Source organism: Chryseobacterium oncorhynchi (assembly GCF_002899895.1).
Classification (GTDB): Bacteria; Bacteroidota; Bacteroidia; order Flavobacteriales; family Weeksellaceae; genus Chryseobacterium; species Chryseobacterium oncorhynchi.
Genome location: NZ_PPEI02000002.1, coordinates 370,303 through 384,118, shown reverse-complemented (window position 1 = coordinate 384,118; position 13,816 = coordinate 370,303). Strand labels below are relative to the sequence as shown.

13 protein-coding genes are annotated in these 13,816 nt (G+C 36.5%); 8 read left to right on the top strand and 5 right to left on the bottom strand.

Features of this window, described 5'->3' with window-relative positions:
* Nucleotides 1-2: 2 nt before the first annotated feature.
* From C1638_RS07410 to C1638_RS07390, 5 genes are all read right to left on the bottom strand, one after another.
* A complete protein-coding gene (locus C1638_RS07410; RefSeq protein ID WP_109619644.1) occupies nucleotides 3-401 on the bottom strand; it encodes a VOC family protein in 399 nt (132 codons plus the stop codon).
* Between the two features lie 87 nt (nucleotides 402-488).
* On the bottom strand, nucleotides 489-1,175 hold the full coding sequence (locus tag C1638_RS07405; RefSeq protein ID WP_109619642.1) for a Crp/Fnr family transcriptional regulator: 687 nt from the start codon (nucleotides 1,173-1,175) through the stop codon (nucleotides 489-491).
* Nucleotides 1,176-1,558: 383 nt separating this feature from the next.
* Nucleotides 1,559-2,356: a DUF4249 domain-containing protein gene (locus C1638_RS07400; protein WP_109619640.1), complete on the bottom strand. Its 798-nt coding sequence runs from the start codon at nucleotides 2,354-2,356 to the stop codon at nucleotides 1,559-1,561.
* A 3-nt stretch (nucleotides 2,357-2,359) separates the two neighbouring features.
* Nucleotides 2,360-4,690 carry a TonB-dependent receptor gene (locus C1638_RS07395; protein WP_109619638.1) on the bottom strand — a complete coding sequence of 777 codons (2,331 nt, stop codon included), beginning with the start codon at nucleotides 4,688-4,690 and terminating at the stop codon, nucleotides 2,360-2,362.
* Between the two features lie 486 nt (nucleotides 4,691-5,176).
* Nucleotides 5,177-6,160 carry a helix-turn-helix transcriptional regulator gene (locus C1638_RS07390; RefSeq protein WP_109619636.1) on the bottom strand — a complete coding sequence of 328 codons (984 nt, stop codon included), beginning with the start codon at nucleotides 6,158-6,160 and terminating at the stop codon, nucleotides 5,177-5,179.
* A gap of 169 nt (nucleotides 6,161-6,329) precedes the next feature.
* On the opposite strand from C1638_RS07390, the gene C1638_RS07385 reads away from it, so the two are divergent.
* The 8 genes from C1638_RS07385 (at nucleotide 6,330) to C1638_RS07350 (ending at nucleotide 13,784) form a co-directional block, all read left to right on the top strand.
* Nucleotides 6,330-8,054 (top strand): ABC transporter ATP-binding protein, encoded by a 1,725-nt coding sequence (locus C1638_RS07385; protein ID WP_109620611.1) that lies wholly within the window; start codon nucleotides 6,330-6,332, stop codon nucleotides 8,052-8,054.
* A 38-nt stretch (nucleotides 8,055-8,092) separates the two neighbouring features.
* Complete coding sequence (locus C1638_RS07380) at nucleotides 8,093-8,914, top strand: siderophore-interacting protein (protein WP_109619634.1); 822 nt, start codon at nucleotides 8,093-8,095, stop codon at nucleotides 8,912-8,914.
* Between the two features lie 16 nt (nucleotides 8,915-8,930).
* Entirely contained in the window at nucleotides 8,931-10,679 is a 1,749-nt protein-coding gene (locus tag C1638_RS07375) for an ABC transporter ATP-binding protein (RefSeq protein ID WP_109619632.1), read from the top strand.
* A gap of 170 nt (nucleotides 10,680-10,849) precedes the next feature.
* Complete coding sequence (locus tag C1638_RS07370; RefSeq protein WP_228428083.1) at nucleotides 10,850-11,440, top strand: TlpA family protein disulfide reductase; 591 nt, start codon at nucleotides 10,850-10,852, stop codon at nucleotides 11,438-11,440.
* 5 nt (nucleotides 11,441-11,445) lie between these two features.
* On the top strand, nucleotides 11,446-11,934 hold the full coding sequence (locus C1638_RS07365; protein WP_123838356.1) for an SMI1/KNR4 family protein: 489 nt from the start codon (nucleotides 11,446-11,448) through the stop codon (nucleotides 11,932-11,934).
* Between the two features lie 85 nt (nucleotides 11,935-12,019).
* Nucleotides 12,020-12,742, top strand: a complete 723-nt coding sequence (locus C1638_RS07360; protein WP_109619627.1) for an SMI1/KNR4 family protein — start codon at nucleotides 12,020-12,022, stop codon at nucleotides 12,740-12,742.
* Nucleotides 12,730-13,290 carry a Crp/Fnr family transcriptional regulator gene (locus C1638_RS07355; protein WP_109619624.1) on the top strand — a complete coding sequence of 187 codons (561 nt, stop codon included), beginning with the start codon at nucleotides 12,730-12,732 and terminating at the stop codon, nucleotides 13,288-13,290. The genes C1638_RS07360 and C1638_RS07355 overlap by 13 nt, the downstream gene beginning before the upstream one ends.
* Nucleotides 13,291-13,394: 104 nt before the next feature.
* Complete coding sequence (locus C1638_RS07350) at nucleotides 13,395-13,784, top strand: RidA family protein (protein ID WP_109619622.1); 390 nt, start codon at nucleotides 13,395-13,397, stop codon at nucleotides 13,782-13,784.
* The last annotated feature ends 32 nt before the right edge of the window (nucleotides 13,785-13,816 follow it).

The following is a 13,816-nucleotide window of genomic DNA, read 5'->3' as shown; positions in this document are numbered from 1 at the left end:
TCCTAGCTAAATTTTTGAAGAGCTTCAGTACTCACCGGAGTAAAGAAATTGATTAAATTCCCATCCGGATCACAGAAAAGAAGCGAGCGGTTGCCCCATGGCATAGTCGTGGGTTCTTGTACAATCTTGTTTGTTAAGGTCTTAATTCTTTCATATTCCACATCTACATTAGAAACTAAAAATTCTATAATGATATTGGTAGCACTTTTTGATTCTGTCAGATGATCATTGCCAAACATCTTCATGGTCCGGGTACTTCCGATAGCGATGGTAATAGTAGAGGTTTTAAGCTCCGCAAAATCTTCTGTATACCACTGAGCCGTTAAGCCCATTGCTTTCTCATAAAATGCTACAGATTGCTTAATGTTTGCAGTAATAATTCTTAATGATGCTAATTTCATATGATTTTATATTTCAATAATTTCATACAAAGCTAGGAGGGAGTTGCGACAACAGAATGTCAGCAGTGATTGGAAATAAATCTTAGTTTAATAAAAATTAGCAATATGGATCAACTGCTTAAAATCTATTATTTTTAATTTGCGTCCCTCAGATTTGATTAGGTTTTCCTGTTTAAAATCATTGATGATTCGGGCCAGAGTTTCCCTTGCTGTTCCTACCATATTGGCGAGGTCAACACGGGATAAAGAGATGAATACCTCTTCCTCAGGGTTATCATTCGTTTTATATTTATCGTGTAAAATTAGTAAGCTTAAGGCTGCACGTTCCCTAACTGTGCGATGAGACAGAACAGCAATAAGGTTGGCCATCACACTAAATTCATGGCTCAAGGATTTTAATAACAGCCTTGATAATACAGATGACTGATCAAGGATATCCAGAAAACTTTCTTTTGAAATAAATGAAATCACAGAACTTTCTAGGGTAGAAGTAGTGTCTCCATAGGATTCATTACTCAAAATAGCTGAGTATCCGAAAAACTCTCCGGAACTGTAGATGTAGATGATTTGCTCTCTGCCATCGTTATCTACCTTGTATTTTTTTATTTTCCCTTCATTAAGGTAGTAAATTCCGTTAGGCTTTGTTCCGTCAGTAAATATAGCCTCATTTTTTCGGTAATTTTTGGTTCTCATGGCTCCTAGAAGAAGGTTTTTCTCATGCTCAGGAAGCTCATTAAACAGATATTGATTATTAAAAGTAAATTTCGAGATCATAATTTCTAGGGAAGCTGATGAATAAAGGTTCAGATTGTAACTTAAATCACATTTTAAACAGATCTAAATCAACATGTTTTTTTTCTAAACGAATTATTTTTACAAAAGTAATAAAATAGATTTTGAATATGATGTAACGGATCATATATGAACTATTAAACATAGAATATCTCCTCATTAAGAGGGTAAAATAGCACTGGATAAAAACTTAAGTTGACATGTTTTTCACGGCGGTTACGCTGACATTTCTAAATTATTTTTTTTTGCTTATTTATTTTATCCAGTTTTTTAAGCAACTTGTAAAAGCTAGTATTATTTCCCTACAAAAAATGGTCATTTCAAAATACTGAAATGACCATTTTTATTGTAATAGTAGCTAAAATCTACTGAATTGTATAAGATAAATTTTTTACTGTATGTGCAGAAAAATACCCCAAGGCACCATTGCTGATATTGCTCGGAGGATTGGCCGGAGTAACTCCGCTACCATTCGATAGGTTAAGAAGAGCACTATAAAAGGTGAATACATTATTGTCAATGCTCTGCATTTCTACATGAATAGTATCTCCCACTACCACTTCATGATCAGCTCCATCATTATCATCATTGGGAAGCATGATCGGACGTTGATTAGGCAGTCCGTTATTTAGGTTGTCTGAAAATACATCGATATATTTTTTACTTAAATCATTAATAGTAAATGAGAACAAATAACGATTTCCCAATACTGCAGGATCGGTGAAAATCGGCAAAAGTGTATAGCTGGTTTTGTCTCCGAACTTAAAAGAATCCTGTTCCAGTCCTTCAAAATCCACAGCTTCCGGCATAGTGCTTTGCGCTGTATATTGCTGCCCTTCTGCCTGTATTTTCAAGGTATAGGTTCTTCCTGAGGCTCCTACAAAAGCTGATGTCATGTATCTGCCATCGCCTACATACTGCAAAGTTTCTGTCTGACCTGTATTGTCGCTTAAAATCACCTGCGCACCAATTACAGCAGGGTATTGGTTCTGTTGTGTAAATTCTACAGATTTTGTAATCCTTACGATATAAGGTCCAGCCTGATTGGTTACATTGCCTTCAATGACAATTTTTCCACTCTGATCAGCTAAATCCAAGTCAATCTCTTTTTGGCATGAGGTGACTAAAAACAGAGATAATATGATTAAAAAAGTATTCTTCATGATTTAAAATTTGAAATTGTAAGTGATGTTAGGAATCAGGCGGAATAATGAAGTCTGCATAGCGCGGGTAGTTCCCGGATTATTCGGATTGTCTTCAAAAGTAATGGTGTAGGCATTTTCACGAGCATACAGGTTATAAATTCCAAAAGTCCAAGATCCACGGAAACGTTTATTAGATTCCGGTTCATAGGTTGCACTGATATCCATTCTGTGATAAGCCGGCATTCGGTCAGCATTTCTGTTACTGTATTGGAAAACAGTTTGTCCGTTTAATTGATACTTTCCGGTAGGGAATGTCACTGCATTTCCTGTACTGTAAACAAATAATCCTGAGAAAGACCATTTAGGATTCAGCTGATAAGTAGCTACTACAGAAAGGTCATGCGTTTTATCCATTCTGGCATTATACCACTTATTATCATTAATTCCGTCTATTTTTCTTTCAGTTTTAGAAAGGGTATAGGAAATCCATCCTGTAAGTTTTCCGCTTTTCTTTTTTGCGATAAGCTCCAGACCGTAAGCTCTGCCTTTCCCAAATAACAATTCACTTTCTACATCGGCAGCAGTATCAAAAGTGATTTGTGCACCATTTTTAAAGTCAATTTGATTTTGCATAGATTTATAATAAACCTCAGCATTAAGCTCATAATTGTTATTATTGAAGTTTCTGCTGTATCCTAAGCTTACCTGGTCTGCAATTTCAGGTTTTACGGTATAGCTGCTTCCAATCCATTGGTCGGTAGGATTTCCGCTGCTTGAGTTGCTTAAAAGGTGTAAATTCTGAGTATTACGGGAATAACCTCCCTTGATGCTGCTCACTTCATTGATACGATAATTGGCTGTAACCCTTGGTTCAATGTTAACATAGGTTTTTCCGAAGTCTCCTTTTTCAAGGTATCTGCTGTCGGTAAGAACTCCGTTATCATAGGTATTAAAAGTATCACCACCTAAAACGCTGAACATGGAAAGTCTTGCTCCGTAGTTGATGGTTAATTTTTCTGTAGCCTTGAAGTCATCATTAATGTACAATGCATTTTCCCATGATTTTCTCGGATTTCTTGGGAAACTGCTTACACTTGTCCCCGAAGCACTGCTAGGAGTAATGGTATGATAAATAGATTGTAAACCAAAACGAACAGAATGTTTGTTTCCTGCAAACCATGTAAAGTCCTGTTTAAGATTCCAGTCTTGTATCTTAGAATTTAAGCCAAAGGTATTATCATTGCTTGTCAGACTGATTTTGTAATCATAGTTACTATAGATAAATGAAGTGTTGGAAAACAATGTACTATTAATAATGCTGTTCCATCTCAATGTAGCTGTTGTATTTCCCCAGTCTGTAGAGAACGTATTCCCTAATCCCAATACATCTCTTCCAAAATATCCCGAAAGATAAAGTCTGTTGTTTTCATTGATCTGATAATTGGCTTTCAGGTTCAGATCATAAAAATATAACTTGTTGTCTTTGTAATCTTTGGAAGTTTTAAGAAACAAATCGGCATAGGTTCTTCTTCCGGAAACAATAAATGATGATTTTTCCTTTTGAATAGGCCCTTCCACACTTAATCTGCTGCTGATAAGCCCAATTCCTCCGTTGATGTTATAATCCTTATTATTACCATCTTTCATTTTTACATCCATTACCGAAGAAAGACGTCCTCCGTATTGGGCAGGGCTGTTTCCTTTGATGATACTTGCATCTTTCAGAGCATCACTGTTGAATGTACTGAAGAAACCAAGTAAATGCGAAGCATTGTAAACCGGAGCTTCATCCAATAAGATCAGGTTTTGATCCGTGGCGCCACCTCGTACACTGAATCCGCTGCTTCCCTCACCATTGCTTTTAATACCGGGAAGTAGCTGTATGGTTTTCATTACATCTTTTTCACCAAACAGAACCGGAAGCTTCTCTATGTTTTTAATGCTTAATGTTTCTGTCCCCATTTGGGCAGACGTTAGGTTCTTGTCCTTTTTAATTCCTGTTATAACTACCTCATCAATCGTTTTTGCCGCCTGTTCTTGCTGGCTAAGAGGAAGATCCAGCTTGATATTTTGGTTAACAGTTATTTGTTGTTCAAAATCTCTATAACCCGGATAAGAGATAATCACCTTATAATTTCCCTCAGGGAGTGATAAAGAATAAAAGCCATATTCATTGGCAATCACATTAATAGAGGGATCTTCGGCTACCTTTACGCTTACCCCGATCAGAAGTTCACCGTTTTTCTGATCTTTCACGGTTCCGCTTACCTGATATTTTTGTTGTGCCATAGCCCAACTGCTGAAACAGAGTGCAGCTGAGGCAGCAGCAATTTTAAAAAAAGATGTTTGCATTAAGTTTATTTTTTTAAAGTAGTAGAGATCTCCAATAGATATATCGGTTATAGTTCGTTGAATTAGTTGAGTAGAAAGGGAATTAGTTACACCTAAAGCTTTAATTATTAAAGAAATCCATTAAAAGAACGAATTTTTCCCCGTTTAATGATTTTTTTTCAAAACATCCAAAATAAACATACATCCAAATTATTGCAGAAAGAACAATATTATGCATTAAATATTGTTTTATTTATGCTTTATGACGTAATGTTGAAATGAAATAAATTATTTGATTTTATTGAGCGAATTTTATTTCAATTTAATCTAAAAAATCAATTTTTAGTTTGTCAAAATGCTCAGTAAAGGCGTTTTGATACCAATGAAAGATAGAAACTCCGGAGGTTGTGTTGTTTTTCATGATTATTTAAAATTAAAGATCAGCTTTAGTCATATTAAAACAGCAGAAAACTTAAAATATTGTGTGATAAAGAAAATAGAACCTTATCATTTGTTTCCTATTTTGCTGGGCAGGACATTATATTTTCTTTTAAATGCTGCAGAGAAATGTCTGGGGTTTTTATACCCGATAAGATCTGAAACTTCACTGATATTCATATTACTGTCCAGAAGCAGTCTTTTAGCCTGTTCCATTTTAGTGTCATTCCAGAATCCGAAGACAGTGGTTCCGAAAAGCTCCTTAAATCCCTTTTTTAAGGTAAATTCATTGGTTCCCACCTGATGGGCAAGATCATTCAGAGAGCAGTCTGCATTCAGATTACTGACGATATAATCTCTTACAGCGTAGATTTTTTCTTCATCTTTTTTAGAAAGAGAAGAGGTTGAAGATTCATCTTGGAAAAGTTGTTCCAGCTGAAGCAAAAGCAATTCACTTACCTTGGCTTCAAGATAAATTCGTTTAAAAATTCCCTTTCTGTCACAGTTTGTAATGTCATTCAGAATCTGATACATTTCTAGACTGATTCGATGATGATCTGGATTGATCAGTGATGAATGCTGTTTTTCTATGGCATTTCTAAAAGTTTCAAACAATCCTGAATAATCAGGAAGAAATTTCTTAAAAAAATCAGGCGCCAGATTGATTTCCAATATATGAATGTCCGGACCGTAAAACTCCATTTTACCCTGCATATGATGAGCATAAATGATATTATGCTGGTAGCTGTCAAACTGTACGGTTTTCTGAAAATTTTCTGAAATTGCCAGACTTTTTCCCTTAAGAGCAAAATGCATTTCCACGGTGTCAAAATCACTTTCAAAATACAGCTGAAGCTTGTTAGCTAATGAAATATTCCCAAAACTAATATGAATGTTTTCAAAGCATATTTCATGATAAAAACCATCTCCGTAAGGTGGAATCAGGCGGGTTATGCACTCCTGAATATCCCCGTCGTTTATGTAATACGTATCCGGATAATTTCTCTCCATGAGTATTTTTCCGATATTTTCATCATACAGGCGTAGTGTCATTTCCTTTCTTTTGGTTAGAATTTCCTTTTTGCGGACTTTTTATTCCGTTTTGCGTACCCCAACTGTGGGCTATACAATCTACTTTTGCACAAAGGTAATGATTATTTAGAATCATTCTTAATAACTAAGTCTATTTTTAATGAAAGAATCGAAGAAAAGAAAAAACGGAATTGCAAGACTATTGGAGATTGCAGGAAGACGGAAAATGCTGCTGTTTCTCTCAGGTTTTCTGTCCGTTATCCATGCACTGCTAAGTTTAGTCCCTTATATATTGGTGTTTTATATTATTCGGGAACTAACCAGAGAAACTGTGGATTTCAGCCTGGCTCGTCAATACATTATCTATGCTGTTATTGCAGCTGTGGTGAGTATGCTGGTATTCTTTATCTCAGGAATTTTGTCACATATTGCAGCGTACAATATCCTGTTTGAATTAAGACGATTTATTGTAGATAAAGTAGGTAAGCTTCCTATGGGATATCTGAACAACAGAAATTCCGGAGCCCTAAAAAAGATTTTGTCGGATGATGTGGAAAGAATAGAAAGCTTTATCGCCCATCAGATTCCTGATTTTGTAAAAGGGGTGGCCTTGCCTGTTGTAACGATTATTTTTCTTTTTTCTCAGGACTGGCGCTTGGCTGCCATCAGCTTTGTACCATTAATTGTTCTTGGAATCTGGATTCCTGTTATGTTTGGAGGAAAAAAATCAAAAGTTCTGATGAAAAACTATCATCAGTCATTAGAAGATATGAATGCCGGGATTGTAGAATATGTAAGAGCGATGCCTGTGATGAAAATTTTTGGGCAGTCGGCAGAAACATTTGACAAATATGGGAATACGGTGAAGCGTTTTAACGGCTTTGTAAATGATTGGGTAAAATCCAGTACACCTGCATTTGCTGTATTCATGAGCTTTATCAGTAATGCAATGCTTCCGGTGCTGGCATTGGGACTGTATCTGTACTTTCAGAATGGTGTCACACTAGCGACTTTGTTACTGTTTCTTATTTTGGGAACAGGCTACATCAAACCCCTTTTTGTATTGAGCAATATGGGAATACAGATTTCGGTCATCAATAGAGGTGTAGAGCAGATTGATGAGATTCTGTATCACGAAAATTTAAAAGAAAACCATGAAGATCATCAGCCAAAAGACCATAGCATCGCATTTGAAAATGTGAGCTTTGCGTATGATGAGAATAACCTTGTCTTGGAAAATATTGATTTTGTGATCAAAGAAAAATCCATTACAGCGCTGGTAGGTCCGTCAGGAGCAGGCAAAAGTACGGTAGGACAGCTTTTAGCCCGCTTCTGGGACACCAGTAAAGGAAACATTAAGATTGGTGGAATCAATATTAAAGATTATCCTCAGGAACAATTGATGCAAATGGTCTCTTTTGTATTTCAGGATAGCTTTATGTTTCAGCAAACCATGTTTGAAAACATAAGAATGGGAATGAACAAAACGCAGGAACAGGTGGAAGACGCCGCTAAAGCAGCTCAAATCCATGACCTGATTATCGGGCTTCCCAATGGCTACAATACCTTATTCGGGCAGTCCGGAGTACACTTGAGTGGAGGAGAACAGCAACGTTTTCAGCTGGCAAGAGCAATTCTTAAAAATGCTCCGATTTTAATTCTTGATGAAGCCACCGCATTTGCCGATCCTGAAAATGAATACAAAATCCAGCAGGCATTCAGTCAATTGATAAAGGATAAAACCGTACTGATTATTGCTCATAGACTAAGTACGATTACTGATGCGGATAAGATTATGATTTTTGATAAGGGAAAATTAGTCTCAGAAGGACAGCATGAGAATCTTTTAGAAGAAAGTAAAATCTATATGAGAATGTGGAATGCCCATATTAGGGCTAAAGAATTTGTAATGTAAAAAGATAACAGAGAATTATCCTAGATAACAACAGTATTATGAAAAATTTTAAAGCAATACAGGCAGAACTTACAGTCAGCAGAAAAGAATATATCACTCCTCATTATATCAGGATTTTTCTGACAGGAGAGCAAGTTCCTTTAATAGGCAATACAACAGTGGGAATAAACAATAAGATTCTTATTCCGCCTAAAGGAGCAGATAAGGTTTATTTCCCGGAATTTGATTACGAAAAGATGCTTTGGAAGCCTCAGCCTGAAGAAATTAGGCCCAGTATAAGAACATATACCCATCGGGGAATTGATCTCGAAAAAAATGAAATCTGGATTGATTTTGTAGCCCACGGAGATGAAGGGCCTGCCTCTGCATGGGCGCTGGATTGTAAAGTTGGAGACCTGTTAGGTGTATTGATGAAAGATGGCAAGACAGAACTTTATGGCAAGGCTGAAAACTATCTTTTGGCAGCTGATGCAACAGGAATTCCTGTATTGGCTGCAATTCTGGAAGATCTTCCTGCAACTGCAAAAGGAACCTGTATTATAGAAGTTCATGGAGAGGAAGATAAACAGAATTTGCAAACTGCAGCAGATATTCATTTTATCTGGCTTTACAATAAAAAGCCTAAACGAGGCAGTAAACTGGCACAAGTTGTAAGAGAACAGATTTTGCCCGAAGAATCCCGCTCTGGTTATGTAGCTGCAGAGTTTTCTTCTGTAAAAGAAATTCGCAGCTATCTCAGAAAAGAAAAACACTGGAAACAGGAAGAACTGTATGCCTATTCTTATTGGAAATCTGGTGTGGCTGAAGATAAATCTGCTGTAGAAAGACATCAGGAGAATGCTGAAACAAATGCTCAATAATCTTTAAAGGTAAACAATGATAAAGAATTTAAAATACGTTACCTCTTTCAATCCGAAGGATACCCGAAAGGTGGCTTTTATGGAGATTATACACAGTCTTTTTATTGCTGCTCCCTCAGGTATTTTGCTGGTGATTGTCTGGGAACTATTTTCAGAAAAGCCCGATATGACAAGAATCTGGTCTGTTGTTGGTTTAATGGCAGTCATGTTGTTGATACAATTTTTTGTGGCTTCCCGTTCCATGGTAAGATCCAATATTCTGGTCTATGACCTTTCCACCAAACTGCGCATTAAACTGGGAAATCATATTCAAAAATTCTCTTTGGGATTCTTTAAACAAAAAGATCCGGGAGAAATAGCTTCCATTGTTTTGCAGGATGTTGCTAATTTTGAGGGAATATTCGGGCACAGTATAGGAAATCTGGCTTCGGCGGCGTTTGGTACGGTATTGCTTTCTGTATTTTTATTTGTATACGATTGGAGGCTGGCACTTTGCCTGTTATTAGCGTTACCGTTAATTTATCCATTTTTAAGAATTGCTAATTACTTTGTCAGCCGTTTAGGAAAAAAACAGATTGAAGCAAGAAATACGGTAGGAGCAAAATTTCTTGAATATGTACAAGGAATCCGCCATTTGAAGTCTTATGGATTAACAGGACAGAAACATAAAGGGCTGGAAGATTCATTTGATGATCTTCGCCGTAAATGCATCCGTTTGGAAGCTATTCCCGGACCATTTATTGTGACTGCAGCCATTGTATTTGAAATCGGTTTTATAGCAATGGTTGCCCTTGGATTATACTTTCTTCTTCAACAATCCATCACTGTTCCTGTACTTATTACCTTTCTGATTATGGGGTATAATCTATATAGCCCCTTAAAAGTAGTGATGGTTGATTATCTGGTACTGCGCTATATGAATGAAAGTTTGAACCGTATTATTGGAGTATTGGAAGAACCGACAATGGAAACCGAAAAAAATGAAATCCCTAAGAATTACCAAATTACTTTCAATAATGTAAGTTTCGGTTATCAGGAGAAAATGACTTTGAAGGATATTAATTTTACCGTTCCCGAAAATTCGATGCTGGCTTTGGTAGGGCATTCCGGTTCTGGTAAAACAACCATTGCTTCATTGATCGCCAGATTCTGGGATGTAAACGACGGAAGTGTAAAAATGGGTGGTATTGATATCAGAAATATCAGACAGGATACTTTCTATAAGCTGATTAGTGAAGTTTTTCAGGACGTCTATCTTTTTGATGATACCATTTACAATAATATTAAAATTGGAAACCCAGAGGCGACAGATCAGGAAGTTTCCAAAGTTATTGAGCAGGCACAATGTCTTGAATTTATTAATGAATTGCCAGAAGGTATTCATACCAAAGTAGGTGAGGGCGGCTGTAAATTATCCGGTGGACAAAAGCAGAGGATCAGTATTGCAAGAGCCTTATTGAAAGATGCTCCCATTGTATTATTGGATGAAGCCACTGCCAGTCTTGATCCCGAAAACGAAATCTATATCCAAAGAGCTATTCAGGAGTTGGTAAGATCAAAAACAGTAGTGGTGATTGCCCACAAACTGTCTACCATACAGAATGCAAACCAGATTCTTGTCCTCAATGAAGGGGAAATAGCAGAAAAAGGAAATCATGAAGAACTTTTACAAAAAGATGGGATATACCGTAAAATGTGGGATATCCAAAAACAATCGAATGGATGGAAGGTAAAACACACAAATAAAATGCTTGATGTATGCTAAAGATGGAGCGGACGGTCTTTTTTCTTGGTAAAGAAAGTCCCAATGTTGAGGGGGCCTTTAAATCTTCGGATTTAAAGGCTTTTTTTATTGAAAAACTTCTTCTGTACTGCCAAACCAAATATTAACCTTATATTGGTGTAATGAATTATTAGGAAAAGAATATGGAAAACATGAAAAAATGGTTCAGAAGCAATTGGTCTACCGTAATTTTTGCCATTGCTTTCATCATATTGTTAGTAAGTCCGGATGCCAAGGCATGGCTAATGAGACAGGTAGCTTCTACAGGCTTATTAAATTCCAAAATATCAGAATCCAAAGCTAAGAATACCAGTACTGCATCCTCAGTTTCTTACGCTGATTTCACCATAAAAGATGAAATGGGAACCGTGACAAGTATATCAAGCTTGAAAGGTAAAGTGGTTTTTATCAATTTTTGGGCATCATGGTGTCCTCCGTGTCGTGCAGAATTTCCCTCCATACAGCAGTTTTATGAAAAATACCGTTCAAACCCGAATATCGTTTTTCTGACGATTAATTTGGATGATGATTTATTATTGGGAACATCTTATCTGAAAGAAAAAGGATTTACTGTACCATTTTTGACTCCGGGAAGCTCCATTCCAAAGGAAATCTATGACGGATCATTGCCTACCACTGTGGTTTTGGATAAGAAAGGGGAAATCCGTTTTCATCATACAGGACTCGCCGATTATAGTAAGGGTTCCTTTTACGACCAGATTGATCAACTCCTAAAAGAATAATGCTGATGCTATCCTTTAAAATACTAACCATTGAGGAAATAGAAACCGAAGTTTTGAAAGAAAAGAAAGCCTTGCAAAATTTCCCGAAAACTATTGATTTCCCTTTTTCTGAACTTTATAGAAAACTGGCTACTCAAATAAAAACGATGGAGATTGCATCAGAGGCTATTTTATATAATTCCTTGGATGCTGTCAATGAAAATAAAGAATTTGTATTGAAAGAGTATTGGTGTTTTGCCGGAAATGGGCAAGGAGACCAGTGGTTTTTTGATAAAAACGGGAATGTTTTTTTCTACGACCATGATTATGATGAAAGTCTGGAACCCATGGATATTAATTTTGAGCAATGGTTACAAATGGCATTTGTGATTAAACAACTGGATGATTATTATGATGAGCATGACGATATTTCAGAATCTGTTAAACATAAATTTTATGAAACATTAAATGTCTTTCACCCCAAACTGAGTGAAAAATATCCGTTCACATTTTAAAATCAGATATTTCTCAAGGTTGTAAAACCTAATAAAATCAATTATTTTTGAATCAAACGAATACATTCAAACATTAGATATCACAATGAATATTTCAACACTAGAACAAAAATATAACTTCAAATACCCCGAAATCTACAGACAGCTATCCGAAAATAATATGCTGGATTGGGGTGAATCCGGATCAAATTGGTACCGTACAACCTTTCCGGAGCTAAAGAAAAACCCACCATTGCTTTTATTTGGATATGATATTGAAATCTGGAATGATCCACAGTTTGTTGAAGCTTCCGTAGATGAAATGTCAGATGAAGAAGACTATAGAAACATCCATTCGGGATATCAGTTTGTACCTTTTGCAAAGAATGGAGCTGGGGATTTATATGCATTTCAGTTTGATTTACAAAATAATGGGGAAGTTCCGGTTACCTTTATTCCTCACGATGACGAAGAGGCGGAAATAGTAGCCAAAAATTTTCAGGATTTTATTTTCCGTCAGCTTTTGGAAGCCATTACTGAGGTTGATGAAGACACCATGTTCTATGAAGATGAGGAAGAGGACATGAAGCAGAATCTATTCAATCAATTGAAAACCCATGAGCCTTATTTGACCTCCAGACAGATAGAAATTCTGAAAAATATTTACCAGAGGGATATCTTTGAATATACTTACAAAGTTCCCAATGGCCATACTTTTGAAACAGAAGGGCTGGTGACCTTTGATGAGGTGGAGAAAATCCTAAATGATGAGATTGGTTTTGAGCAACTCAATAAAAAATTTAATTATACCAAAAGTTGGAGCAGTTAAGAACCCATATAGAGAAGATTGTTCCTCTCAGTGATGAGGAATTTGCTTCTATATCTTCTTGCTTTACGTATAGAAAATATAAGAAACATCAATTTTTGATACAACATGGAGATACTGTATCCTATAATTATTTTGTATTGAAGGGCCTCCTGAAATTAGTGTATACTGATGACGGAGGAAAAGAACATATTGTAGGATTTGCAATGGAAGACTGGTGGGAAACCGATTTTCCGGCCTATTATCAGAGTAAAAAGGCAACCATGTCATTAGAATGTGTAGAAGATACGGAAGTGTTATGCCTTAGCCTCGAAGACTACCGAAAAATAGTTAGCACTCATCCCAAAATGGAGCATTTCTTCCTTGAAAAAGCATATATGGGCTTTATTGCTGCACAACAGCGTATCATTTCTACCATGACAACAGGAATAAAAGAACGTTACGAGCAGTTACTGGAAAAACATCCGTCACTCATACAGCGTGTTCCAAAGTCTCTTCTTGCTGCCTATCTGGGAGTTTCCCGAGAGACATTAAGCCGTTTGCCCTTATAGATTGTGATCTTTCTCACTTGAGAATAGTGATCGGGATCACGGAGTTTTGCTATGCATATTCTGCAATTTTGCAAAGTAATGTATAACAAAATATAATCAATACAATGGAGAAAAGAATTGTAAACCCATGGGAATGGCAGAAAGAACGCAGCTATTCACAAGCAGTTGAGGTGAAAAATGTTCAGGGAACTTTATATTGCTCAGGTCAGGCAGCCATTGATCCCGACGGTACATCAAGTAACAAGGACATGAAAAGCCAATTAGAGCAGGCTATAGCTAACCTCGAAGAAGTAATCACTGCTGCAGATTATGAATGTAAAGGAATTGTAAGGTTAAATATATACACGACTTCTACAGAAGAATTGTGGCCTTATTTTCCTATTCTTCAGGAATGGATTGGCAGGCATCAGATTGAACAGGCTGTTACCATGCTTGAAGTGAATGGTTTATTTGAAACCTTAAAAGTAGAACTGGAAGCCACTGTTGTTAAATAAACATTCAATAAAATCTTATAACTAACCTCCAG